The following is a 24,014-nucleotide window of genomic DNA, read 5'->3' on the forward strand; positions in this document are numbered from 1 at the left end:
CTCGGGCGCCGTTCTCGCATGTCCTGCGCGACGGCTCGAGCGTGGCATGCACGTGGGTAGTGGCAATCATGTTGCGCTGCACCGCACTCGACGTCGACGCCTCGGAATCGAGCGCCGCCGCCAGGAGCTGCAGTGCCTCGCTCCGATGCTCTTCGAACCGCTGATCGATCTCACTCATCACTGTCCGGCACCTTCCGTCTGGAGCCGACTTTCATTCCGCCCATGTACTCTATTCGTACGCGTACTAAAAAGAGAGGGGTTAGCGATGACCACAACTGGCCTCGCCGAGGCGAGCGAGCAGTCCACACGACCATCGGATGCCGATTTCGCGGCCGGACCAAGCGTGGCGGAGCTGCTGCGCCCTTACCTGGGGAGTTTCGCCGCCGTTGTCATCCTTCAAGTAATCGGTGCTGTCGCGGGTCTGGCGCCGCTGCTGGCGGTTATCGAATTGGGTCGAATTCTGTTGTCGCCCAACCCGGTCGATCACGGTCATGTCTGGTTCGTGGTGATCGCGGGTGCGGTCGGATTGTTCGTCCGACTGCTGTGCACGACGGCATCCTCCGGGATCGGGCATCTTCTCGACGGCCGGGTGCAACTGTCGTTTCGCAGGCAACTGGCCGCGCGGCTGGGGCGCGTACCGGTCGGCTGGTTCTCCCGGCGCCGGACCGGGGAGCTGGCTAAGGTCGTCGGGGAAGACGTGGGTGCCGTGCACCCGTTCATCGCCCACACCCCCGGCGAACTCGTCTCCGCATTCGTAGTACCGCTGGTGTCGCTGATCTACTTGTTCACCATCGACTGGCGGCTGACGTTGATCACGCTGATACCGGTGGTGCTGGCAGTCGCGCTGGTGCCCCTGATGATGACCCCGATCCGACTGCGCGAGCAGGAGGAGTTCGATGCGGCCATGGGGCGGATTTCGAGTTCGGTCGTCGAGTTCGTGCAGGGGATCGCGGTGGTCAAGGCGTTCGGCGGAGCCGGGCGCGCCCACCGTAGATTCCGCACGGCCGCAGACGATTTCGTCGCCACCTTCTACCGGTGGGTGCGCGGTGTCTCCGCGGTCGCCGCAGGGATGCAGCTGGTGCTGTCACCGCCGTTCGTGCTGCTGGTCGTGCTGATCGGTGGTGCGGTACTGATCATCAGCGGCGGCATGGCCCCGGCTGACCTGCTGCCGTTCCTGCTACTCGGCCTCGGCCTGACCGCTCCGGTGGCGGCCCTCGGCCACGGCTTCGACGATCTGCAGTCCGCCCGGCGCGCGGTCGGACGGATCCGGGAAGTGCTTGCGGTGCAGTCACTTCCCGAGCCCACGCAGCCGATCGCGGCACAAGGCCACCGGGTGGAACTGCGTGATGTCCGCTTCGGCTACGACGCCGATCGCGAGGTGCTGCGCGGGATCGATCTGGTACTCGAGCCCGGCACCCGCACCGCGATTATCGGGCCGTCGGGCAGCGGCAAGTCCACGCTGGTCCAGCTGTTGCCGCGGTTCTTCGACCCGACCCACGGTTCGGTCCTGCTCGGCGGCGTCGACCTGCGCGAGCTCGGCAGCGGTGCGCTGTATCGGATGGTTTCCTTTGTCTTCCAGGATGTTCGGCTGCTGCGGGCGTCAATCGCGGACAATATCGCGCTGGCGGTGCCCCATGCCGACCTCGACGAGGTGGTTCGCGCCGCCCGGCTGGCGAATATTCACGATCGAATCCTCGAGTTGCCGCGCGGATACGAGTCGGTCATCGGCGATGAGGTCGAACTGTCCGGTGGTGAGGCACAACGAATCTCACTGGCCCGCGCACTGCTCACCGACACACCCGTGCTGGTACTCGACGAGGCGACCGCCTTCGCCGACCCGCAAACCGAACAGGCCGTGCGTCAGGCACTTTCGGCGCTTGCGGGTGATCGCACGATTCTCGTCATCGCTCATCGCCTGGAAACGATTGCCGACGCCGACACCGTTGTGGTGCTGGAGAACGGGGTCATCGTCGAGCGCGGCAGGCCCGCCGAGTTGCTGGCGCGGAACGGAAGGTTCGCTGCGTTCTGGCGATCACATCGGTCGGTGACTATCGACAAGATCGAAATCCACTGTGGCGCACAAGGAGACGAGCCCCGATGATTCGAATGCTGCTGCGCGTACTGGGACCCGAGTACGCCGGGCCGGTGCGTCGCACCTTGGCCCTCATGACAACAACCGCGGTAGTCGAGGGTTTGTCCTACGCACTGCTGGTTCCGGTGCTGCGGGCACTGTTCGGGAGCGAACCGGCCAACGCCCGGCCCTGGCTGATCGCTTTCGGCGCCGTCGTCGTGGTCTACGCGGGGCTGCGCTACCGCAGCGACCTGTCCGGTTTCCGCGTCGGGACAACGCTGTTGCGCGGCATGTATCACCGGCTCGGTGACCATCTGGCCCGATTGCCGATCGGCTGGTACAGCGCATTCCGGGTGGGCGAGGTGTCGGTCCTGGCCAGTCGCGGTGTCCTGCAGGCGATGAGCGTGATCGCGCATCTGCTGGCACCGTTCATCTCCGCCGCGGTTACTCCCTTGACGATCGTGGTCGTGATGTTCGCCTTCAATTGGCAACTGGGACTGGCCGCATTGCTGGCCGCTCCGATCGTTGCGGCGATCCGAATCTGGTCCGGACGCTCGATGGCCGCCGACGATGCGCAGCGCCACGAAAGCGACCACGAGGCCAGCGGGCGCGTGATCGAATATCTGCAGGCCCAGCCGGTGCTGCGGGCCGGGGGCCGCACCACCGAACGCTTCCGGTTGCTCGACAACTCGCTGCACGAAGTTCAGCGCATATCCCGCCGCACCACTTTGTCGGCGCTACCGGGCGTAGTGGGCCTGACCCTCACGGTGCAGGTGATGTTCACCGCGCTGTTGGCTCTGGGCGCCTACCTCGCACTCGGCGGAAATATCGGCACGGCAGAGCTTTTGGCGATCCTGGTGCTGGCCGCCCGCTGCGCCGATCCGCTGCTGTCACTGTCGGAAATCGGTGGCAAACTACGCGGTGCGCAATCCGTGCTGGCGAGACTGGACACGGTCTTGCGCACCGAACCGCTGCCGCAAGCTCCCGAACCGATTCAACCCATGAGCCACGACCTGGAGTTCGAATCCGTCACCTTCGGCCACGGCGATCGCACGGTATTCGACGACGTGTCGCTGTCGGTGCCACACGGCGAGCGGCTCGCCGTTGTCGGCCCCTCGGGTGCGGGTAAGAGCACCCTGCTGCAACTGCTCGCGCGGTTCTACGACGTGGACACCGGCGCGGTACGGATCGGCGGGGTGGACGTGCGCGCGATGGCGACCGAGGTGTTGATGGCGCAGATCGCCATCGTCTTCCAAGACGTTTATCTCTTCGACGGCACCATCGAGGACAACGTGCGCCTCGGCCGTCCCGACGCCGAGGATGCCGAGGTCCGGGCGGCGGCGACGGCGGCACGATTGGACGAGGTGATCGAGCGACTACCCGACGGCTGGGCGACCGATGTCGGTGAAGGCGGCGCACTGCTGTCCGGTGGTGAGCGCCAACGTGTTTCGATCGCGCGAGCACTGCTGAAGAACGCGCCCATCGTGCTACTGGACGAGGTGACCTCGGCACTGGACCCGGTCAACGAGGCCGCTGTCCACGACGGTATCGAGCGCCTGATGGCGGGCCGCACGGTGGTGCTGGTCGCGCATCGACTGCGGACCGTTCAACGCGCCGATCGCATCGTCTTCCTCGACGGCGGCCGAATCGTCGAACAAGGCACCCACGACGAGCTCCTGCACCACGGTGGCCGCTACGCCGAGTTCTGGAATATCTCCCTGACGCCGGTCGCGGGTGAGTGAGCCGGGAAGTTGATCGACACTCGCTGCGGGACCCTTCCGCCAGAGCATGCTGTGCCAGAGCTACTCGCCCCAGACAGGTGCTGTCTGGCGTCCAGTTCCCGGAGGGTGACACCGCGTGGGTAGACAGCATGGATCTTCTGTTTCGCGCATCGCAATAGCACCCGGACCAGACTCGGGTGGCGGTGTTGTTCCGCGGCGGGCTACTGGTGTGCGGGGCCTCGCTTCGTCCGGGCTGCCGAGTTATCGGGCACGTCGGGGCGGATCGGCAGCAATCCGTCGACGAGCGCGGCCAAGCCTTGTCGATGTGAATCACGGGTGGTGAGTTCGGCCCAGCGATCGGCGACTGCCGCGAGGTGTGGGTGGGTGTCGGTCGTCAGATCGGCGATGGCTCGGTCGCGATAGATCGGGGTGCCGGTCCGGGCCAGATGGCGTCTGCTGTTCACCCGGATGATCAGGTTGCCGACAATGTAGTACCAGATCGTGCGGTAAACGTCGACGGCTTGTTCGGGTGTGCAGCCGTGATCGACGGCGGCGCCGATCATCATTTCGACGAACCAAAGGGCGGCGGGGGCGAAAAGGTCGTCGGCGGTCAATACTTCGACGATCCAAGCACGCTCGGCGAGCAATTCGTAGAGCAGGAGAGCTGTCGCGGTGAGCCGTTCACGGGGATCGTCCGGAAGGTCCGGGCGCGGTATGTGCTTGGCGTGCGCCTCCAGCACGAGCAGCAGCAGCTCATCTTTGTCGCGCACGTGGTAGTACAGCGTCATCGGCGCGCTATCCAGTTCACTCGCCAGGCGCCGCATCGACAGTTTGTCCGGCCCTTCTGTCTCCAGGATGCGATCGGCAGCGGCGATGATCGCCTCCACGGACAAGCGCGGTGGTCGGCCGACCCTCTTCGCAGGGTGTGCTTCTGCGGGCATCTGTCCATCCTCCACGATGAGTCGCAGCCGGGAGCGCGGCATCCGAACGACAGACAGCCACTTGCGGCGTGCATGGGATACCTGGCCTTGGAAGCGCCACCCAGTTCACCGACGCCGCACGGGTGTTGTGGCTGGAGGAGAGGGCAACAGCGGGCAAAGACCATCGCCAACAAAATGGTGCCGCGCAGCACCGCGTCGCGGTGGAAGCGTTGCCAGGAGTTGAAGCCGAACAGGCCGATGGGTCGGTCATCGCGCCTGGTGACGGGGCGGCGGACCCGCATCGACGGAATCGCTGATTTTGGGGTCGACCCTTCCAGACGATCCCTCTGAACGGCTCACTCCCAGGTTGTGCGAGAAAGACAGAGACGCGTGGCCCGACCCGGAACGTGATCACGCCGTTCGTGTTGCTCCGAACTTGGAATGCTCGGGCTGCTCGGAGGGCCGACCCCCGGATCCCTTCCCCGCGGTCGTTGTAGGGGGTCGGCGATTGCGGCGGCAGTGTCGTCTAGAACGTGAATTGTGTTCCGTAGCCGGTTGTCTGGGCGGTTCCGTTGATGCCGTCGACGCGCGCGGTGACGAACGGCATGGCTGATGCGGGCGACAGGCATCCGTTGACGTTCAGTGGCGTATTGGTGTGACTGAATGTGTAGGGGAACGCTGCGTCCTGATCCAGGCTGGCCGCACCGATAACCGCCGCCGTGACCCGCCCGGGTACGACGGTTACCGAGATCGCTCCGGCGAGACCGGCATTGACGCCGAAACTCGGTTGAATCGCAACAGTGACGCTGGTCGAGTCGCCGAGGGTCAACGCGAGCGAGGGTGCGATACCCGCGCTGACGCCGACGCTCGGCGCAATCCCGATGGTGACGCCTTCGGAGATATCCACGGCGCAACCGATCAAGTATCCGATCGCAATTTCCCCATCGCGGACGGTTGAACCGCCGCTGACAGACACCGAGTAATCCCCGGACACTTTGGCCGCGTGCACGAACGGGATTCCTTGTGTTACATCGTCTCCGGCCAGGGCGAAATTGTTCACATCCACCGCCGCGACGAGGTGCATGCCACCGGCACCGGCTTCGCCAGGTGCCGCCTCGGCGGGTGCGTTGGCAATGCAAGTCGCTGCACCGATCATCGCCGTGAGCGATGCAATAAACTTGAGATATTTCCTGGTCATGCCACTCCAGTCGAATAATTACCGACACAGACTGTTCCGTAGAAATAGATCGCTCGCGACACCGGGACTCGAAGTGTCTACCCGCGCAGGAGGTTCGATACGGGACCAGCACTCGAACCTTCGGGCAGACCCTACCGCATCTACGGGACAACTGATCTCATGAGCCCTGTTACTCATCCGGCCTGTCGACAAGCCGGACATCGACGGAGCGCGACTCGAGAATCCCGGTGCCTGACGGGATCGTCGTGACCCTAGCCAGTTGTGCTGGGCCCAAGGGGTTTTGATCAACCCGGGCGGCACGGTCAAGAACGCTCGTGCTCGGCCTCGTCCACGATCCAGGCGGCGATCTGGGTGCGGGAATTGAATCCGAGTTTGCTCAGGATGTGTTCGACGTGGTGCTGTGCGGTGCGTTGGGAGAGCACCAGTTTTGCGGCGATCTGTTTGTTGGTGAGTCCCTGGGCGACAAGGTGCGCGACTTCCAGCTCGCGCTTGGTCAGCGTCGTTGCTGAATCGTGTGGTGCGGTGGTCGGTGGTTCCCGCAGGGCGTAGGACACCGCGGCGCTCAACCCCATGGCTTGTCCGCGGCGGAACGCGGCATCGAATCCTCGGTCACCGAGTGCGCGGCGCACCTTGCGCTCGCATTCGTCGTGAAAGTGGGATAGCTCGTTGAAGAAAGTCGTGACGCCTGAGGCGGAGCGCAACAGGTATTCCGCGGCACCCATCAGCATGGCCGCGCGTTCACCATTGTCGGCGGTCCAGGCCAGCGCCTCGATGGCAAGTGCCGCGACGAGGGGGCTGGGTATGTGCCGGCTGATTCGCAGCGATTCCAGCAGCACTTCTTCTGCCTGCGAATGCTCGCCCTGCTGCCATGCGGCAATGCCGCTCCCCCACAGCGTGGTCGACCGAAACAGCGATTCGCCGCACGCTTCGGTGATGGAAAGTATCTGCTCGCGATATTCGATCGATCGCTTTGCATCTCCCAGGAGTCCGTACGCCCAGCCGAGCATCGACAATGTGGAGATATACCGATGCCCTCGCGTATTCGATTCGAACACCGCGAGCGTGGGCTCGAGCACGGATACCGCCCGAGCGTGTTCACGTCGATACAGTGCCAGGGCTCCCTCGGCGGCCGCGGCCAGCGCCTTGGTGGTGGGCGCGGGGTCCTGTTCGGCGAGCGTGCGCGCCTGCTCCACAAAGTCGGCGGCGCGCTCCAGGTTTCCCTGAACCGCCGCCATGATCGTGCTCGCGAGCAGTGCTTTGACGCGATCGGGTATCGAGTGCGCGGCGGGGTGGGACAGGATGCGGTCGAGCCAGCGTCGGCCTTCGCCGTACTGGCCCCGGAAGCTCCAGAACAGGTATAGGGCGGCGGCGGTGCGCAACCCGGCTTCGGCGGCTTCCGCACTGTCTTCGGCAAGGCAGAACTCGAGCGCGTCCCGGAAATTCGGTTGTTCACGGTCGAGCCGCGCGAGCCGGCCGAGCTGCCGGTCGCCGATCCACCCCGCCTCCGAATCCAGGGCCAATCGCTCGTACCAGTCGCGGTGGCGTCGACGCAGATCCCGGTATTCGCTGCTCTCCTGCAGCTTCTCCCGACCGTAGTCGCGCATGGTCTCGAACATCCGGAAGCGCACGACGCCATCGGGTTCCTCCCGGATCACGATCGACTTGTCCACCAGGGAGGACAGCGCATCGAGCAGACCGTCCGGCGCCAAGTCGACACCGCATACCTCCTCGGCGGCATCGAGTTCGAAGCCGCCGGCGAATACCGATAACCGGGCCCATATCCGCTGCTCGACCGGCGTGCACAGCTGGTAGCTCCAGTCGATGCACCACCGCAGCGTCTGCTGTCGCGTCGGCGCGGTGCGGCTACCGCGGGTGAGCAGCGTGTACCGGTCGGTGAGCCGCTGCAGGATCTGTTCGGGCGACATGGCGCGCATCCGAGCGGCCGCGAGTTCGATCGCCAGCGGCAATCCGTCCAGCCGGGAACAGATCCGCGCCACGGTGGTCTTGTTGTCCTCGGAGAGTTCGAAGCCCGGCACCACCGCGGCGGCGCGGTCGGCGAACAATGTCACGGCGTCGTATTTGGGCAGGCCGCGAAATGCGGGTTCGTGGTCGGGATCCGGGACCGTCAGCGGCAAGACCCGCACGGTCGCTTCCCCGGCGATGTCCAGCGGCTCGCGGCTGGTGGCGAGAATCCGCAGATTCGGACAGGCCAGCAACAGCGTCTCGACCAGATCCGCCGAGGCCGCCACCACTTGTTCGCAGTTGTCGAGAACCAGCAGCATTTCCCGCGAGCTGAGGAACTGGACCAGCACGTCGAGCAACGGCTGGTCGGACTGGTCGAGCAGGCCAAGGGTGGCCGCCACGATTTCGACCAGCATCGACGGTTCGCGCACGTCGGCCAGTTCGACAACCCAGACCCCATCGGCGAAATCGCGTCGAGCGTTCGCCGCCGCTCGCAGCGCAAGCCGGGTCTTGCCGACGCCACCGATCCCGGCCAACGTCACCAGTCGGTGGGTGGACAACAGATTTTTCACCTCCGCCGTCTCGGTGCGGCGGTCGACGAAACTGGTCAGCTCCAGCGGCAGCTCGCCGGTGCGGCCGCCCGCCAGCGGTGGCGGCGGGGCCCATGCCCGGATCTGCGACGCGTCCTCGAGCCCGGACGCGCGCGAATCGGCCGTGACGGGTGCGATCGCGTCGCGGCGGGTCCGGAGTGGGTCATCCGTTGTCATCAGCGGCGGGAAATCCACTCGGCATGTGCGCGAGCACCGGGCGCCATGCGCTCACCTTTCGACAATGTCAGCGTATCGCCAACAAAGGTGAACGGATCGCGAGTTGCTCTTCTACATCAGGCGGTAGGGAGCGCGGTGGGACTCATCTGCCAGGCCTGTGCCAAGGCGTCCCGCAAATGATGCTTCAACCCGCGCACCTTGACGCTATCGGTGTGTCGTGGGTCCAGTGCCTCATCCACCATGTGCAGGAACCGACGCCGGGTCACGCCGAAGGTCACAAGCAGTTCGCCTGCCGTGGCGCCGCCGAACGGCGCCCAGCGGATCGCGAAGCTGATCAGGGCTTTCGCGGCCGCGTCGAGGGCCTTCGTGCTTTCCATGAGCTCACACTCGCGCAGCGAGGTCCGCACCCACCACGCGTCGTAGCGATGTTCGACAGGGGGACGATGCGTCGGGCGCATATCGGTCGCAGCACACACGCGCTGTGCCGCGGGACGAACGGTGCCATCCGGATCCGGCGTCGCACGGCAGACGGTGAACACCGGGAATCGATCGATCCGAGGACGCGGCTCGAATCGCACCCGGATCGGCAGATTCGCGGACGGTGCGACGTCACCCTCGATCGTCGCGTACACCCACGGCCCCTCGTCGAGTTCCACAATGGCGATGGTCAACGGCACCACCTGGGCGTGCGGACGGCTCACACTTCGGTGTACGAGCCGCCACGACACGATCGAACCGAGGCCCGACGACGGCGACCACTCGAGATCCCAGGACCGGCACGACGAACATTCGGCGGTCAGCGGCGCGAACAATTTGTCACAGCGTCCACAGCGCCGGATCATCATTGCGGTATCGGTCCCGGTGGGTCTGCCACCGTACTCGTCTGTCTGCTCGGACATGGGAAACCTCGGTGTGGTGATAGCCATGGATGCTGTCCCCACCAAGCGTCGCCTTCTCGGCACCCGAACACCACGGTAGAACTACCACGGGTATACCCATTTCTGCCGACCGGTCCGTATCGCGACCCGGTCGAGGGGCTAGCGCAGGCGATGCGTGCGCGCGGTCCAGGCGGCTATTTGTGCCCGAGACGAGTAGCCGAGTTTGCAGAGGATGTTCTCCAGGTGCCGGTCGATGGTGCGCGTCGACAGCACGAGCCGTTCGGCGATCTGCCGGTTGCTGAGGCCCTGTGTGACGAGTTCGGCCACCTGCCGCTCGCGGGCCGTGAGCATGGTGTCTTCGTGCTCGTCCGATTCTTGGGCGGCCTGGCTGGGATCGAGTGCGTATTGGATCGCGTGGGCGTGATCCAGTGCCGCACCGTGTCCTCTTTCCGCGTCGTGCTCCGCCTGCCGCAGTGACTTGGCGAGGGTGTGCTCGCAGGCCGAGTGCTGTGCGCCGAGATGTGGTCCGAACGCCGCGATCGAGGTGCCGATGCGCCGCCATACCGATCCGACCGCGCCCATCAGTCGCGCCGCGTGCCGGTATTCGCCGCGGGCAGCGGCGATCCAGGCCAGCAATTCCATCATCAGCGCCGCGCCGACATGGTCGTTGAATTCGCGCTGGATCTCCAGGGCGGCACGCGTCGACTCGACCGCACTGTCGTATTCGCCGCGGACGTACTGGTCGTAGCCGAGGGCCATCAGTGAATAGGATTTGGTCAACCGTTCGCCCTGCTGATCGGCCAGTTCGATGCCGCGGCGGGCCGTCGCTCCCGCCCTGTGGTCACCGGCGTGTGCCATGGTCATGGAGAGTTGGAACAGGGTCATGCGGACCACCTCGTCATCGTCCGTGTAATCCTCGGCGGCCCGCTCGAACGCTGCGATGGCCGGTGCGAGATGTCCGGGGAACAACTGGGCTGTGCCGCGCAGACAGGTCACCCAGCCCAGCGCGTGGCGATCGCCCACCGCCGCCGCGCGCTCAGCGCATTCGTCGAGCGCCACAGTGGCCGCATCGATGTCGCCCAGCAGCAACCGCGCCCAGCCCGCCACCCACAGTGCGGAGATTCGCTCCGGGCCGGAGTAGTCGGCAGTGTACAACGCCTTATCGATCCATCGCCGTCCTTCACCGAGGAACCCGTCGGTGCACCAGTGATAGCGCAGGGCGGTGACCAGCGCCAGTGCTTCGCGGACGGCGGCCGGTGTGCTCGTCGCCCAGTCCAGCGCGGCTTGCAGATTGTCGCGTTCGGCGCGCAACTCGGCCAGACCGGCCGCTTGGCCGGGGCCGTTCCAGGCTGCGGCGATCTGCTCGGCGAGTGCGAGGTAGTGGTCGCAATGCCGTTTGCGCATGGCGCTGGTCTCATCCCGCTCGGTCAGCCGATGCGAGCCGTATTCGCGGATCGTTTCCAGCATCCGATACCGCGGTGGGCCGACGGTCGGTACGGGCGCCAGGATCGACTGTGCGACCAGATGGTCGATCAGGTCCAGAATGCGTTCGCGCGGCAGGTCGGGACCAGCGCAGACGCCCTCGGCCGCGGCGAGGGTGAAGCCACCGGAGAACACCGACAGTCGCGCCCACAGCAACTGTTCGGTCGGCAGGCACAGTTCGTAGCTCCAGTCGATCAGGGCCCGAAGCGTCCGCTGCCGAGGCACAGCGGCCCGGACCGAACCGGCCAACAGCAAGAATCGGTCCTCGAGCCGGTCCAGGACGGCGGGCAGCGATAGCGACCGCAGCCGAGACGCGGCGAGCTCGATAGCGAGCGGAATCCCGTCCAGACGCTCGCAGACCCGCACCACCACATCCGCATCACGTTCGGTCAGGGTCAGGTCCGGGCGCACCGCCCGAGCCCGCTCCACCAGCATCGTCGGCGCATCGTAGGCGGTCAGCCCCCCGAGCGTCACCGGATCGTAAGGGGTCGGCATCGACAGCGTCGGAACCGTGTAAACGTGCTCGCCCGCGACGTCGAGCAGCTCGCGACTGGTGGTCAGAATCCGCAGCCCGGCACAGGATCGCAGCAGCACGTTGCAGAGCGCGCTGCACGCATCCACCAGGTGTTCGCAGTTGTCCAGCACTATCAATGCCTGACGATCCGCCAGGTACTCGACGAGCTGCTGCTCGATGGTCCGGTTCGATACGTCCACCAACGCGAGGCTGGTCAGCACCGTCTGTGCCACCAGATCGGCATCGACGACGGCGGACAGGTCGACCAGCCATACCCCGTCCGGGAACGACCGGCCGGAAGCGGCCGCTACCTCGCTGGCGAGCCGAGTCTTTCCGACACCACCCACACCGGTGAGCGTGACCAACCGAGCCGTCGCGAGCAGCTCGCGGACCTCGCGGATCTCCCGTTGCCGTCCGACGAAACTTGTCACCGCGAATGGCAGGTTACCGACCACGCGAGTGGGCTTACTTCGCCCCATGAGACCTAATCTAACCGTGCCGGGAGCCCTGTAAGGGCCCGGTTTGCGAAGGTCGTTCCCGAACCGGTTGGTGCCGGAGCGCTACCCATCGGTGCGTCCTAATGCGGTCTCAACATGCGCGAACTGCGGATTTGGGTGGAGAAGTGGGTGTTTCTACCCATGTCAGTGTGTGCCGGATCTGTGAGGCTCGATCTATCAGTTGTGAGCAGGAGGTCGACCTTGACATCTCACCGAGCGTGCCCCGTCGATGAGGGTAGCCAAAGACGCGAGCTACATCCACGACAACCGGGGGTCGGCCATGGATGACGTATGCCGAACCGAATTCGACGGACTGCGCGTGACGTGGCGTTTGATCCAGAATCGCCTGATCTCGATCGTCGCCGTGCACGACACATCCGATGCTTCGCCGGTGCTCTCGTTCGGCCCGGCCGCTTATCCGGATCTCGTGCAAGCACGAGAACTCCATCCGGGTCTGACGAAGCTGTGGGACGCGGTGCGCCGCGACTTCTGGACCACCCTTATTCCGCCATGCCCGAATAAGGGCAGACAATGGCAATGGTCGTGACCGCGGCAGTTGCGCGGCCCGAAGCATCCTTACCGACTGTCGAACCAGCCAACCAAGCAAGTATCGGAACTCGAATCGCCCATCCGCTGCTGCGCGGCACAGTCGGGTTCGGGTTGGCAACCCTGGCGCTGATAGGTGGTCACGGCCGGTTCGCGCGCGCACTCTGGCTCAGTCGGCTCATTGATCTACCGGCTGCCGCACTCGTGCCTCCGAAAGGCACCAAACGCTGGACCGTTCAGCTGGGTAACTTCCGCGCCGAATGGTTGTGGAACGACGATCTGCCCGCCCCGTGGCAGCGACAAGATTCGGCGCTGCTGTACTTCCACGGTGGTGGGTTTATCGGCGGCGGTTTGAACACCCATCGGCGCCTCGTCGCCAAAATCGGACGCGCGAGCCGGATGCCCGCATTCAATGTCGACTACCGGCACCTGCCCGGCGCGCATTTCACCGAGACCCTCGACGACGCCGTCGAGTCCTATGTCTACCTGCTCGAGCACGGCTTCCAACCCGAGCGCATCATCGTCTCCGGTGACTCGGCAGGCGGTGGGCTGGCCTTCCGGCTGATGCTGGCAATCCGGGAACGCGGCTTGCCGATGCCCGGCGGTATCTCCGCGATCGCACCGTGGGCCGACTTCGATTCGACGACCCGAAACGCCCACCCCAACCGGCACCTCGATTCCTATATCCCTACTCGGATCCTGGAAACAATCGTGCGGCGCGGCGTCGCCCTCGACGGCGAACTCGATCCGACATGGTCGCCGGTCAACCACGACTTCACCGGTCTACCTCCGGTCCTGATCCAGGTCGGCTCCACCGAATGCCTGCTGCCCGACGCGGAAATGCTGGCCCGCCGCTGCGTCGAAGCGGACGTCCCGGTACAGCTGCAGGTCTGGGACCGCGCGCCGCACGTCCACCACGTCGCCTCGGATTTCCTTTCCGACGCCCGAGCCGCGATCGACGACCTGGGTCTGTTCCACCGCCAGATTGTGGCTTGACCCGCCCCGCTCAGACACAGTTCGGCAATCACCCCATTCGTCTGGATCCAGCAATTACGGTGCTGTCATGACGAACCCGGAAGAGGTCGAGCAGACGAATTCTCGTCGATCGCGCGCACGTGTGTGGCTCGCACCGGCGGTTGTGGTGTCGCTGCTCATGGCCCTGCTGGCCACGATGTATCTCGCGTATGTGGTCGATCCGTCGAAGCATCTGCACAGCTTTCCGATCGCATTGGTCGATCAGGACAGCGGGGATCTGATCGGCGGGAAGCCGACCAATGTGGGCAAGCAGATCAGTGATGCGCTGGTGCGGCAGACGCCGAGCGACAAAGTCGATCTGCGGGTGCTCGGCATCAACGAGGCGCAGCAAGAGTTGAACTCGGGCAATGTGTACGGGGCGATCGTCATTCCGAGCGACTTCACCAAGCGGCTCGGAATTTTCGCCGCCGCCAGCGTGGTGCCCGGCGATGTCAGTCGGCCGATCATCACGGTGTACACCAATCCGCGGTCCGGTGCGTTCTCATCCCAGGTCGTGCAGACGGTGGCCGGAAGCGCACTCGCGCAAGCGAATCAGACCGTCGGCAAGCAGCTCACCGAGACCGTGCAGACCCAGCTGCAATCGTCCGGATCGGCGCCGGAACTGGTCGGCCTGAGTCGGCTGATGCTGGCGCAGCCGATCGATGTGGTCGTCACCCCGTTCCATCCCCTGCCGTCGGGTACGGGCGGCGGTTTGACGGCCTTCTTCTACACGATGATGGTGCTGCTGGCCGGATTCACCGGCGCCATGGTGATCAATGGGATGGTCGATTCGTCGCTCGGTTTCGCACCGACCGAATTCGGTCCCTGGTATGTGCACTATCCGCCGACGCCGATTTCCCGGTTGGGGACATTGCTGTTGAAGTGGGGCGTGATCACCGGTACCGCGCCGGTCGTGGCCGGGATATTCATGGCGGTCGGGCATTGGCTCGGCATGCCGATCGATCGGCCGCTGCTGTTGTTCCTCTACAGCACCTTCGCGATCATCGCGGTCGGCGTCACCGCGTTGTCGATCGTGTCAGCGCTCGGCACCGCCGGTCTGCTGGTCAACCTCATCCTGTTCATCGTGCTCGGCCTGCCGTCCTCCGGCGGCACCATTCCGATCGAGGCGATCCCGAAATCCGTTGCCTGGCTTGCCGATTTCGAACCGATGCACCAGGTGTACCTCGGCATCAGGGCCATCCTGTATTTCAACGCCGACGGCTCCGCCGGACTGACCCGGGCGATCTGGATGACGCTGCTCGGCCTGGTCATCGGACTCGTCGTGGGCGGCGTCGTCACTCGCTACTACGACCGGAAAGAACTGCACCGCGCTCCGGCAAAGAGCTGACACTGGTCAGTACCAGTGGTGTGCCTGCCAGAATGCCCAGGCGCCGTCGGGGCTGCCGTAGCGCTCGTTCATGTAGTCGTAGGTCCAGCGGATTTGGGTCAGCGGGTTGAAGCGCCAGTCGGCGCCGTGGGTTTGCATCTTTTCGGCGGGCAGTGCTTGGCCGAGGCCGTAGGCGCCGCTTTTCGGGTTGATGGCGAAGACATCCCAACCGCTTTCGTGGGTGATGACGGCGTCGAAGGCTGGGAACTGGTGCAGTGGTACCACTGTCAGGGCGAGAGCTCTGGTGCCCAAGCGGACCAGTGAGAGCGCGAGTCCGGCAGGGGTTGTTCCACTGTCTGGCGGGCTGGCGGCGGGAGTGACGGCGATAGTGTCGTCGGTCTCGTCGGCGGGCGCAGTATCGTCGCTCTCCTCGGCGGAGGTGGCGAGGCTGTCGTCCAGGCCGTTGGCTGAAGTGTCGACGCTCGCGCCCGGACTGTCTGCAGAGGCACCGTTGTCGGGGGCGTTGACGGGCGTGGTCGTGTTGCCGTTCAGCCGGTCGGGGGGCGTGCCGACGTGCTCGCTCAGCCCGTCTGCCGGCGTGGCGGGGCTGCCATCCTGGTTGTCGGCGGATGGGGTGAGGCTGTCGTTCGGACTGTCGGGGGGCGTGCCGACGTGCTCGCTCAGCCTGTCTGCCGGCGTGGCGGGGCTGCCATCCTGGTCGTCGGCGGATGGGGTGACGCTGTCGTTCGGACTGTCGGCGGAAGTGCTGACGCCCCCGCCCAGACCGTCGGCGGACGGGGCGGCACTGTTGTCGGGGGCATCGGCGGGCGTGGCGGCACTGTTGCTCAGTCCGTCGGCGGATGTCGTGCCGCTCTCGGCCAGACTGTCAGCGGACGTTGCACCCTCGTCGTTCGGCGCATTGGCGAACGTGACGACGCTGCCGCCCAAACCCTCGGCAACGGCTGGACCGGCACAAACCATGAGTGCTCCGACCGCGATGGCGGCCGCGACAACGCGCAGCATCGATTCGCTCCTTAGATGTATTTGCCTTCCATATCGATGGGTGTCATGAGCTCGCCTGAATCAGTTCGTCCGAATGGTCAAACCCGGATTGTCTTGCAGCACACTGCTGATCGGCTGGCCGAGCAGCAGTGGGACGTGGCCGCATCCGAGATCGAAGGAGGAGTTCACCGTGACGATGGCGCTGCTGAGGCCGAGTGCCTTGGTGCCTGCGAAGATCGGTCCACCGCTGTCGCCGCGCTGTCCGCAGAGGGCGGCATAGAACATATTCTCGATCTTGACCGGTTGGTCGCCGTGACCGCGTAACAGGCCCTTTTGCCCGGCCGCCAGCACCGTCCCGCACGAATATCCGGATGTGAAGCCGGTTTTGCACACGGCCGCTCCGACAACCGGCTCGGTCGTTCCGTCGATGCGCAGCACATCCGAACCGGCGCCTCGCGACTGTCCCGCATTACCGCCGTTCACATTCAGGTCGGGCGCCTGCGCCGGTGAATCCATTTTCTGGGTGGATACCAGGTTGTTCCGGAAGCGCGGCGCGTAGGTCTCGTTGATCCGCACGATCGCGTAGTCCTCGGGGGCGAACCGGGAGACCGTGAAGTCACCGATCTCCTTGCCGAGCTGTCCTTCTTTGAATTCGTAGACGCGTTGGGGCTCAGTGGTTTTCGCGGATGGTTCGACAACGTTGTTCGGGTCGCAGTGTCCGGCGGTGATATTCACGGCATTGCCGTCGGCGTCGGTGGCATTGAAGCCGAACGAGCACCTGTGTGCTTTTCCGTCGACCTTGATGCCGAACGGCTGGCCACCGATGATGTCGCCGTCGGCTTCGATTCCCGCGATCGCCTGGATGCCGATGGCGGTGTCGTCGGTCCGGGCTTCCGGCAGTACGGCCGTCACCGACTGGATCGGCCCGATATCGGTCGGCAACCGCACGTCATCGGCCAGGCGAACGGCGAAACTGTTGGTCACCACGTCGATGCCGTAGGCGACAATCGAGTCGACGACGGTGCTCGGCTGACCGGATAACCAACGTTCGAACGCGACGCGGCGGGCATCGAGGGTGCGCTCACTGTCGGCAACGGTTTCCACGCTGAATCCGGCCTTTTCTGCGATGGATTTGGCGTCCGCCGTGCGCTCACCTTCGGCGAGGGAGACGATCGGACGGTCGTCACTCATCCGGATCCCGGCGAATACGGCCGGGTATGCGGCGCGGGCCTGCTGTGCGAATTCGGCCAGCCGCCGGGCGGTTTCGGCGCGTACGAGATATTCGCGCGCATCCATTCCGAGGTCACTCGCCACGGCGGCGATCAGTCCGGGCGGTAGCGGGGCGGTATCGGGCTTTGGTGCGGCTGCTGCCGGATGCGCGATCGAACCCGCCATTGCCAATGCGGCACAGCAGCCGAGCGCTGCCCGCCGCGTACGAATACCCGACCTCATCGAGCCGCCTCCTGACCAAGCGCCGAAGTATTCGATGACGCTATGTCACATGCGTCACAAATCGGACTATTTGGTTCATAGCGTGTCGGTTTCCGCGCCGGTCGAGCCCGATGTCTACGCCGGACAACTTGCCGACACGCCGAGACCGTTGAACTGTCGACTATGCGGCGCTTGGGATGATCGCACCGGTCCATCGCCACCCCGCCGAAAATAGGAGGACGCTCGTGCTGCTGCTGGGTCTTGGAAGCATTCTCGGACCGGCCATTGGCGCACTGCTCGGTATTATTTTCTCCATCCTCTAGCCTTGACAACCGAACGCGGGGCGGACGCCGAAAGGGCTCCGTCCCGGGTTCGGTTTCAATGCGCTAGGACAAGCCGAGTCCGTGCTCGAGGACCGGCCACGACCGCTTCAATTCGTCTTCCCAATAACCCCACGAGTGCGTGCCCTCGTCGAAGTTGTACGTCGCCGGAATGCCGAGCGATATCAGTTTCGCCTGTAGATTCTTCATGCAGTAATTCGCCGCTGCTTCGATCGCACCGCCGAGCAGAACCTGATTTGTCAGTCCGTCGAGGCCGGGCTCGGCATGCGCGCCGTTCAGCGTGTCATATTTTCCGGGCAGGCCATTACCTGACGAAAGATAGAGATCGATGCCGCGCAATTTATCGGCGTGCAGGTATGGATCGTTTTCCGTCCATTCGGGCGAACCGACCGGGCCCCACATGTGGTCGGCGTTCCCGCCACCCCAGGCGATCACGAGCTTCAGGAACCTGGAACCGATCGGATCGCTTGTCTGCGCGCAGCCGCTGTATGCGGCAGCCGCTCGGTAGAGGTCGGGTCTGGCGATCGGCAATGCCAATACCGTGGCGGTGGAAGCGGAAATTCCCGCGATCGCGTTGACTCCGTTGGTGCCGAGTGCGGCATTGATCAGCGGTGGCAATTCATCGGTAAGGTAGGTCTTCCATTTATTGCGGCCCAGTACCGGGTCGTCCTCGAGCCAGTCGGTGTAGTAACTGAACCTGCCGCCGATCGGCTGGACCAGGTTGACATCTTTGTCCGACATGAACTGCCGCGCATCGCTCTGTGCCTGCCACGATGCATCGTCCTCACCGCCGCCCGCACCGTTCAATAGATATAGCGTCGGCCGGGGAACCGAGTCGTCCGCGGGCCGCTGGATCTCGACCGGAAATTCAGCGCCCATCGCCGCGGAATAGACCTGAAGTCGGATATTTCGGTCGTCGATGTACTCGACGCCGGTTATGTGCGAACCGTCGTCCGACGCCGTATCCGTAGAAATCTGCGTGGATGTGGTGGCCTCGGCAAAGGCCGACGGCGCACCCAGCGTCGCACCGACGAGCATCCCCACCAACGCGATGCCGACTACCGATCTATGTATTCCTCCGATTACACCCCTGTCCATACCCAAGCTTTTAGCACCAAGATTCCGGCCGGTGCCGCACCGACACGTCGCCGGTAGGTCGGCACCGGACCGAAACCAGGTACGGCTGCCGTGCACCAGCGTTAATATGTCAAGCGCGCCACATCATCCGGATGGGCTGGTTGTGTGCGTGGCATTCGGATAGCACCACCTACGTGTCGGTGCCGCAGCAAGAGTCGGCGACGCGGACAGCGTGACCCGCTCTTCCACGAGTGGTCGGGGACCGGTGGCTGGAGAAATGCCATGACCCAAACAATGAGTTTCGACTTCAGAGCACTGAGATCCGCGATCGGCGGGCCGGTATTCGCTCCTGACGACGCGGGTTACGACCATGCCCGGGCCATCTGGAACGGGGCCATCGACCGGCGGCCCGCAGTGATCGCCCAGTGCCTTTCCACCGAGGACGTGGCCGCGGCCTTGGCTTTCGCCAGGGAAAACGACCTCGAGGTAGCGGTGCGCGGCGGTGCCCACGCCTACAGTGGCACGGCGGTCTGCGACGGCGGCCTGATGATCAATCTCGGTGTGATGAATCGCGTCGTGGTGGATCCGATAGCCGGGAGAGCCGTGGTCGGCGGCGGCGCGACGATGGCGGATATGGATGCCGCGACCCAGGCGTACGGACTGGCCGTGCCCGGCGGCGTGATCAGCGATACCGGCGTGGGTGGCCTCACCCTGGGTGGTGGCATCGGTTGGCTGACCCGCGTGGCCGGACTGTCGATCGACAATCTCGTCTCGGCGCAGGTCGTCCTTGCCGATAGCCGGATCGTGCGGGCGTCCGGCAGTGAGAATCCGGACCTGTTCTGGGCGTTGCGCGGTGGTGGCGGAAACTTCGGAATCGTCACCGAATTCGAATATCGCACGCATCGGATCGGGCCCGAAGTGCACGTCGGATTCTTCTTCTGGCCGCTGACGGATGGGGATGCCGCGCTACATCTGATTCGTGCGTTCATACCGACGATGCCGCCAAGGTCGGGAGTGCTGGTCGGCGTCGCTTTATCCGCGCCGCCGGAACCTTTCGTGCCGGAGCAGTACCACTTCGTGCCGGGCCATGCCCTTATCGTCGCCGGTTACGGCACTGCCGAAGAACATGCCGAGATGGTGGCGCCGATCCGCAGTGCGCTCGCCCCGCTCTTCGAATTCATTGCGCCGATTCCCTTTACCGGATTGCAGTCGATGCTCGATGTGGCGGCGCCGTGGGGTATCCACGGATATGAGAAGGCGCTCGATCTCGACGACTTCTCCGACGACGTGATCGCGATTCTGACCGCGCAGGCGGGGCAGAAGACATCGCCGCTCTCGTTCATGCCGATCTTCGTACTCGATGGCGCCTTTACTGCCGTCGGCGAGGACGACACCGCATTCGGCGGCGCGCGCTCGGCCCACTACGTATGCAATATCGAAGCCGCCGCACCCGACGCCGAGATATTGGCCGCCGACAGGGCGTGGGTGCGCTCGACCTGGGAAGCGCTGTGCCCCTTCGCTTCCAACCAGGGCGGGTATGTCAACTTCATGGCGGAGGCGGGCGAGGACCGGGTCCGCGCATCCTATGGACTCGCCAAATACGCGAAGCTGGCCGATATCAAGACCGAGTACGACCCCGAGAATGTTTTCCACCGCAACGCCAATATCAAGCCGGGCTGATCGCGATGAAGGTCGCGGCCGATTCAGCTCGGATCGAGGTCGATGGGCAGTCGATCGCCTACCGGATGGTGGGTGCCGGTCCGCCGCTGGTGTTGCTCCACGGCGGATGGGAGGACAGCCGATCGTGGCGGCTGCAGCTGGAGTCGCTCGCCGACGAGTACACGGTCATTGCCTGGGATGCACCTGGATGCGGCAGGTCCGACGATCCGCCGGAAGGTGTGCGCCTCGGTTATTACGCCGACACATTGGCGGGATTGATTCGGGAACTCGGGATCGGACATCCACATGTGCTCGGGCTGTCGTTCGGTGGCGGCCTGGCCATCGAGCTGTATCGCCGCCACCCCGATGTGCCGCGCTCGTTGATTCTCGTCGGCGCGTACGCCGGGTGGGCGGGATCGCTGCCCGCGGATGTGGTGGACGAGCGGGTGCGGCGGATACGGGAGCAGACCCAGCGGCCACCGGCCGAGTGGGCCGAGTCCTACCTCCCGACATTCTTCGCCACGCCGATCCCGCGGGAGTGGATCGACGAGATGCTGGCGATCATGTCCGATTCCCGGCCGAGCGGCATGGTCGCGATACTGTCGGCATTCGCGGAGGCCGACCTGCGTGACGTGCTACCCACCATCGCCGTCCCCACGCTGATCCTCAACGGCGAGCTCGACGAGCGAGCGCCGCTGCGCATCGCCGAGGGATTGCACGCGAGCATCCCCGGCTCGCAGTTGGTCGTGATTCCCGGTGTCGGCCACTGCTGCAACCTCGAGGCGCCGAAGGCGTTCGACGCCGTGGTCCGCCATTTCCTGCGCCAACATCCGATCAATAAGTAGTTCCTATCCCGGCAACGACGGTGACGAGCGGTATTCCAGGAACTTTCCGCTGGGGCCGGGCGCCGTCGACCAGCCCCAGCAGAGGTTGGGGTCAGCCCGCGGCGGCCGTGCGTGGGTCGGCGCGCTGGACCACGTCCGCGAGCAGGGTGTTGAAGCGGTCCGCGGCCTCGATATTGCCGAGGTGGCCGGTGGGCCAGACCTGGTAGTCGGCGAGGTGACCTGCCTTGGCGAGAGCCTCGACGATCGGGCGGGACATGCGCTCGGGCAGCAGGTGGTCTTCGGCGCCCGCGATGACCGTGGTCGGCACTGTCAGGTGCTTCGCGGCATCGCCCAGGTCCAAGTCGGCGAGGGCCGCGGCATGCAGGCCGCGGGTGAGCGGGCGACACGAGCGGACGATGCCGAGTGCGAAGTCCACCTCGTCACGGGTGGCGGGCTTGGACATGACGCGGGCCTTGAATACCGCGCTGACCGGCCACCCGCCCGGCAGCGGAATCGGCGCGGCGAGTGCGGTTTCCGCGATGACGAGCGGGACACGGATGCTGGCGCCGAGTACCGTCACCGGTCGCTCGGCCACCATGAGCGGCTTGTTGAACAGCGGCAGCAGGTCGGTTTCGTACCGGATATCGCTGGCCGCGGTATTGGCCATGACGACCGCGGCGGCGCGCCGACCGACCTGTTCCGGATAGCGAGATGCCCACGCCTGCAGGGTGATTCCACCCATGCTGTGGCCGACGAGGACGGCGCGCTTGCCGACCGGGAGAGCGGCCTCGAGCACTGCTTCGAGGTCGTCGGCCAGTGTCTGCGCGCCCGGGCCGGTGCTGCCGAGGGTGCTCTCGCCGTGGCCGCGCTGATCGTAGGCGAGCACGCGGTAGCGGTCGGCGAAGGCATTGATCTGCGGATTCCAGTACTCGATGCAGCAGCTCCAGCCGTGGATCAAGACGATGACGTCGCCGTCGGCGGGACCGTAGGCATGGACCCTGAGCTTGGCCCCGTCCACGGTGGTGACCGGGATGATCTCGGGTGTGGCGGCGGGCTTGTTGAGCGACGTGGTCCGGTATGTCCGCGACCGTAGTCCAGCACGGTAGGCGGCGGTCAACGGTTCGTCTCCGCGCACTTCCGCCAGCGTCCTCATCGACTTGACCAGCATTCGAGCACTCCTTTGTGTCTGCCGCCACAGTACAGTGCAAGCTGAGTGCTTGCTACTGCTAGCGCCCCGGTGGCGGAAATCCTGGTTCTATCGGATGGATACCCGAAATTAGGTCGGCCAATAGTCCTACTGGAAGAAACATTGAGCACGAGCTCTTCTTCCTTGATATCGCCTGTGCCCGAGGCAGCCGTTACCCCCGCCGCCCACCCTGTCTTGCCCCCAATCCCCCTGTCCCACCCCGCAATCGCGCACCCGTTCTCGGGATCGGCCCGGTTCTGGGGCGCGGATCCCGACACCGGGTGCGGTCGGCGGTCAGCTGGGAGTCAGGAAATCGGCGATATCCTCGGGCATCACCAGGCAGACCTGGTCGTCCGGATGGAAATCACCGGGGATGTCGCGGCGGTTGGGGGCGCGCACGAAAACGACAACGGACGAACCGTCTCCGGGGTCTATTTCGACCGCGACCGAGCCGGAGGAATCGCTGTCCGGAGGTGCGTACCAGTGGCCCACATGCCCGAATTCGAGCTTGCGAGCCGCGCTGACCCCGAATCCGTCGAGCCGGGTAACACCAGCGGCTTCCACGTCGCGAAATTCTACTCTAGCTGCGGAAATGCCGGACCGAATCGATCATGTCGGTAGCTGCTGCGATGATTTCGCGCATGGCTTCCGATGCGGTCCGATTGGCGGCGCCGATTCCGGTGCTGCGCATATTCGATATTGCCAAGGCGTACGAGTTCTACCGCGACTATCTGGGATTCACTGTGGACTGGGAACACCGGTTCGGTGCGAACTTTCCGTTGTATGCGCAGGTGTCGCGGTCGTCGGCGAAGGTGCATTTGAGTGAGCATCACGGTGACGGCACTCCCGGAACGGTGGTGTGGATAGCGGTGGACGACATCAAGGCACTGCATGCCGAGCTGGCGGGCAAGGACTATCGGTACGCGAAGCCGGGATGTCCGGAGGATGGGCCCGGCGGGCCAGGGTTCGAATTGGCCGATCCGTTCGGCAATACGTTGCGGTTCGCGCAACCCGAATAAGGCGGCCCTGAGCTGTGGCGGTGTCAGGTGGGCCGAGGCTACCGTTGATTCTTGTGAAGACAACGCATGTGGTGCCGGAACCGGTCGACAGCCCGGAGTCGGTGGTGAGCCCGGAGTCGGTGGTGAGCCCGGAGTCGGCCGCGCAACCGGAGCAGGCCAGGCGCACCGGCTTGCGCGCTATGGGCTGGCCGCTGGTCGCCGCGGGCGTCGGCATCGGGGCGGCGCTGCTGCTGCACTTCCGCGATCCACATGGCGAAGGCTCCTATGGCATTTGCCCGGTCTATGCGTTGACGGGGTTCTACTGCCCCGGCTGCGGCGGCATGCGGGGCATGCACAATCTGACCGACGGCCGAATTCTCGATGCGATACACAGCAATCTGCTCGTGCTGCCGCTGGTGCTGGCCTTCGTGCTGTGGATCGGTGACTGGTCGATCCGTGCCTGGCGCGGTGAGCGGATGCGACTACCTCGACTCGGCCGCACCACAATGTGGGTGTTCTTCGCGCTGCTCATCGGCTATACGGTGTTGCGAAATACGCCGTGGGGGACCTGGCTCACGCCGGTCTAGCCGTTTTCAGGC

The 24,014-nt window shown here is 65.0% G+C and carries 19 protein-coding genes; 9 read left to right on the plus strand and 10 right to left on the minus strand.

Annotated elements, in window-relative coordinates; all coding sequences use genetic code 11:
• Positions 1-265 precede the first annotated feature (265 nt).
• Positions 266-2,101: an ABC transporter ATP-binding protein gene (locus ACQPZ2_RS03300; RefSeq protein ID WP_433524240.1), complete on the plus strand. Its 1,836-nt coding sequence runs from the start codon at positions 266-268 to the stop codon at positions 2,099-2,101.
• A complete protein-coding gene (locus ACQPZ2_RS03305) occupies positions 2,098-3,813 on the plus strand; it encodes an ABC transporter ATP-binding protein (RefSeq protein ID WP_433524241.1) in 1,716 nt (571 codons plus the stop codon). Before ACQPZ2_RS03300 ends, ACQPZ2_RS03305 begins: the two co-directional genes overlap by 4 nt.
• Before the next feature lie 200 nt (positions 3,814-4,013).
• Here the strand turns inward: ACQPZ2_RS03305 and ACQPZ2_RS03310 are convergent, their stop codons facing one another.
• From ACQPZ2_RS03310 to ACQPZ2_RS03330, 5 genes are all read right to left on the minus strand, one after another.
• Positions 4,014-4,733, minus strand: coding sequence for a TetR/AcrR family transcriptional regulator (locus ACQPZ2_RS03310; RefSeq protein ID WP_433524242.1), 720 nt, complete (start codon positions 4,731-4,733; stop codon positions 4,014-4,016).
• A 505-nt stretch (positions 4,734-5,238) separates the two neighbouring features.
• Positions 5,239-5,868 carry an MspA family porin gene (locus tag ACQPZ2_RS03315; protein ID WP_433524243.1) on the minus strand — a complete coding sequence of 210 codons (630 nt, stop codon included), beginning with the start codon at positions 5,866-5,868 and terminating at the stop codon, positions 5,239-5,241.
• Between the two features lie 344 nt (positions 5,869-6,212).
• Positions 6,213-8,639, minus strand: coding sequence for an ATP-binding protein (locus ACQPZ2_RS03320; RefSeq protein WP_433524244.1), 2,427 nt, complete (start codon positions 8,637-8,639; stop codon positions 6,213-6,215).
• Positions 8,640-8,755: 116 nt separating this feature from the next.
• The gene (locus ACQPZ2_RS03325; RefSeq protein ID WP_433524245.1) at positions 8,756-9,538 is read right to left on the minus strand and encodes a Zn-ribbon domain-containing OB-fold protein; all 783 of its coding nucleotides are present in this window, start codon (positions 9,536-9,538) and stop codon (positions 8,756-8,758) included.
• A gap of 138 nt (positions 9,539-9,676) precedes the next feature.
• Positions 9,677-11,992, minus strand: a complete 2,316-nt coding sequence (locus tag ACQPZ2_RS03330; protein WP_433524246.1) for an ATP-binding protein — start codon at positions 11,990-11,992, stop codon at positions 9,677-9,679.
• Between the two features lie 247 nt (positions 11,993-12,239).
• On the opposite strand from ACQPZ2_RS03330, the gene ACQPZ2_RS03335 reads away from it, so the two are divergent.
• The 3 genes from ACQPZ2_RS03335 to ACQPZ2_RS03345 all read left to right on the plus strand — a co-directional run bounded on the left by ACQPZ2_RS03335 (position 12,240) and on the right by ACQPZ2_RS03345 (position 14,918).
• On the plus strand, positions 12,240-12,557 hold the full coding sequence (locus tag ACQPZ2_RS03335; RefSeq protein ID WP_433524247.1) for a hypothetical protein: 318 nt from the start codon (positions 12,240-12,242) through the stop codon (positions 12,555-12,557).
• Entirely contained in the window at positions 12,548-13,552 is a 1,005-nt protein-coding gene (locus ACQPZ2_RS03340) for an alpha/beta hydrolase (RefSeq protein ID WP_433527303.1), read from the plus strand. The genes ACQPZ2_RS03335 and ACQPZ2_RS03340 overlap by 10 nt, the downstream gene beginning before the upstream one ends.
• A 67-nt stretch (positions 13,553-13,619) precedes the next feature.
• Positions 13,620-14,918 carry a YhgE/Pip domain-containing protein gene (locus ACQPZ2_RS03345; RefSeq protein WP_433524248.1) on the plus strand — a complete coding sequence of 433 codons (1,299 nt, stop codon included), beginning with the start codon at positions 13,620-13,622 and terminating at the stop codon, positions 14,916-14,918.
• Between the two features lie 6 nt (positions 14,919-14,924).
• Here ACQPZ2_RS03345 and ACQPZ2_RS03350 read toward each other — a convergent pair whose 3' ends face one another.
• From ACQPZ2_RS03350 to ACQPZ2_RS03360, 3 genes are all read right to left on the minus strand, one after another.
• Positions 14,925-15,920, minus strand: a complete 996-nt coding sequence (locus ACQPZ2_RS03350) for a transglycosylase SLT domain-containing protein (protein WP_433524249.1) — start codon at positions 15,918-15,920, stop codon at positions 14,925-14,927.
• Positions 15,921-15,980: 60 nt separating this feature from the next.
• Complete coding sequence (locus tag ACQPZ2_RS03355; protein ID WP_433524250.1) at positions 15,981-17,351, minus strand: S1 family peptidase; 1,371 nt, start codon at positions 17,349-17,351, stop codon at positions 15,981-15,983.
• A 365-nt stretch (positions 17,352-17,716) separates the two neighbouring features.
• Entirely contained in the window at positions 17,717-18,769 is a 1,053-nt protein-coding gene (locus tag ACQPZ2_RS03360; protein WP_433524251.1) for an alpha/beta hydrolase, read from the minus strand.
• A 261-nt stretch (positions 18,770-19,030) separates the two neighbouring features.
• On the opposite strand from ACQPZ2_RS03360, the gene ACQPZ2_RS03365 reads away from it, so the two are divergent.
• Positions 19,031-20,428 carry an FAD-binding oxidoreductase gene (locus tag ACQPZ2_RS03365; protein WP_433524252.1) on the plus strand — a complete coding sequence of 466 codons (1,398 nt, stop codon included), beginning with the start codon at positions 19,031-19,033 and terminating at the stop codon, positions 20,426-20,428.
• Positions 20,429-20,433: 5 nt separating this feature from the next.
• Positions 20,434-21,252: an alpha/beta fold hydrolase gene (locus ACQPZ2_RS03370; RefSeq protein ID WP_433524253.1), complete on the plus strand. Its 819-nt coding sequence runs from the start codon at positions 20,434-20,436 to the stop codon at positions 21,250-21,252.
• A 91-nt stretch (positions 21,253-21,343) separates the two neighbouring features.
• Here ACQPZ2_RS03370 and ACQPZ2_RS03375 read toward each other — a convergent pair whose 3' ends face one another.
• Positions 21,344-22,399 (minus strand): alpha/beta fold hydrolase, encoded by a 1,056-nt coding sequence (locus tag ACQPZ2_RS03375; protein ID WP_433524254.1) that lies wholly within the window; start codon positions 22,397-22,399, stop codon positions 21,344-21,346.
• A 312-nt stretch (positions 22,400-22,711) separates the two neighbouring features.
• Entirely contained in the window at positions 22,712-22,981 is a 270-nt protein-coding gene (locus ACQPZ2_RS03380) for a hypothetical protein (protein WP_433524255.1), read from the minus strand.
• 77 nt (positions 22,982-23,058) lie between these two features.
• On the opposite strand from ACQPZ2_RS03380, the gene ACQPZ2_RS03385 reads away from it, so the two are divergent.
• Together ACQPZ2_RS03385 and ACQPZ2_RS03390 are read left to right on the plus strand one after the other, a co-directional pair.
• A complete protein-coding gene (locus ACQPZ2_RS03385) occupies positions 23,059-23,436 on the plus strand; it encodes a glyoxalase superfamily protein (RefSeq protein ID WP_433524256.1) in 378 nt (125 codons plus the stop codon).
• A 53-nt stretch (positions 23,437-23,489) separates the two neighbouring features.
• Positions 23,490-24,002 (plus strand): DUF2752 domain-containing protein, encoded by a 513-nt coding sequence (locus ACQPZ2_RS03390; RefSeq protein WP_433524257.1) that lies wholly within the window; start codon positions 23,490-23,492, stop codon positions 24,000-24,002.
• Positions 24,003-24,014: the final 12 nt, after the last annotated feature.

The sequence above is a fragment of the Nocardia pseudovaccinii genome (assembly GCF_050942345.1).
GTDB classification, from domain to species: domain Bacteria; phylum Actinomycetota; class Actinomycetes; order Mycobacteriales; family Mycobacteriaceae; genus Nocardia; species Nocardia pseudovaccinii.

Coding starts and splice junctions, on each gene's coding strand:
- ACQPZ2_RS03370 (WP_433524253.1), top strand. CDS start 20,434: ATGAAGGTCGCGGCCGATTCAGCTCGGATCGAGGTCGATGGGCAGTCG.
- ACQPZ2_RS03315 (WP_433524243.1), bottom strand. CDS start 5,868: ATGATCGGTGCAGCGACTTGCATTGCCAACGCACCCGCCGAGGCGGCA.
- ACQPZ2_RS03385 (WP_433524256.1), top strand. CDS start 23,059: ATGGCTTCCGATGCGGTCCGATTGGCGGCGCCGATTCCGGTGCTGCGC.
- ACQPZ2_RS03345 (WP_433524248.1), top strand. CDS start 13,620: ATGACGAACCCGGAAGAGGTCGAGCAGACGAATTCTCGTCGATCGCGC.
- ACQPZ2_RS03325 (WP_433524245.1), bottom strand. CDS start 9,538: ATGTCCGAGCAGACAGACGAGTACGGTGGCAGACCCACCGGGACCGAT.
- ACQPZ2_RS03360 (WP_433524251.1), bottom strand. CDS start 18,769: ATGGACAGGGGTGTAATCGGAGGAATACATAGATCGGTAGTCGGCATC.
- ACQPZ2_RS03365 (WP_433524252.1), top strand. CDS start 19,031: ATGACCCAAACAATGAGTTTCGACTTCAGAGCACTGAGATCCGCGATC.
- ACQPZ2_RS03355 (WP_433524250.1), bottom strand. CDS start 17,351: ATGAGGTCGGGTATTCGTACGCGGCGGGCAGCGCTCGGCTGCTGTGCC.
- ACQPZ2_RS03310 (WP_433524242.1), bottom strand. CDS start 4,733: ATGCCCGCAGAAGCACACCCTGCGAAGAGGGTCGGCCGACCACCGCGC.
- ACQPZ2_RS03330 (WP_433524246.1), bottom strand. CDS start 11,992: ATGGGGCGAAGTAAGCCCACTCGCGTGGTCGGTAACCTGCCATTCGCG.
- ACQPZ2_RS03340 (WP_433527303.1), top strand. CDS start 12,548: ATGGTCGTGACCGCGGCAGTTGCGCGGCCCGAAGCATCCTTACCGACT.
- ACQPZ2_RS03335 (WP_433524247.1), top strand. CDS start 12,240: ATGAGGGTAGCCAAAGACGCGAGCTACATCCACGACAACCGGGGGTCG.
- ACQPZ2_RS03350 (WP_433524249.1), bottom strand. CDS start 15,920: ATGCTGCGCGTTGTCGCGGCCGCCATCGCGGTCGGAGCACTCATGGTT.
- ACQPZ2_RS03300 (WP_433524240.1), top strand. CDS start 266: ATGACCACAACTGGCCTCGCCGAGGCGAGCGAGCAGTCCACACGACCA.
- ACQPZ2_RS03375 (WP_433524254.1), bottom strand. CDS start 22,399: ATGCTGGTCAAGTCGATGAGGACGCTGGCGGAAGTGCGCGGAGACGAA.
- ACQPZ2_RS03305 (WP_433524241.1), top strand. CDS start 2,098: ATGATTCGAATGCTGCTGCGCGTACTGGGACCCGAGTACGCCGGGCCG.
- ACQPZ2_RS03320 (WP_433524244.1), bottom strand. CDS start 8,639: ATGACAACGGATGACCCACTCCGGACCCGCCGCGACGCGATCGCACCC.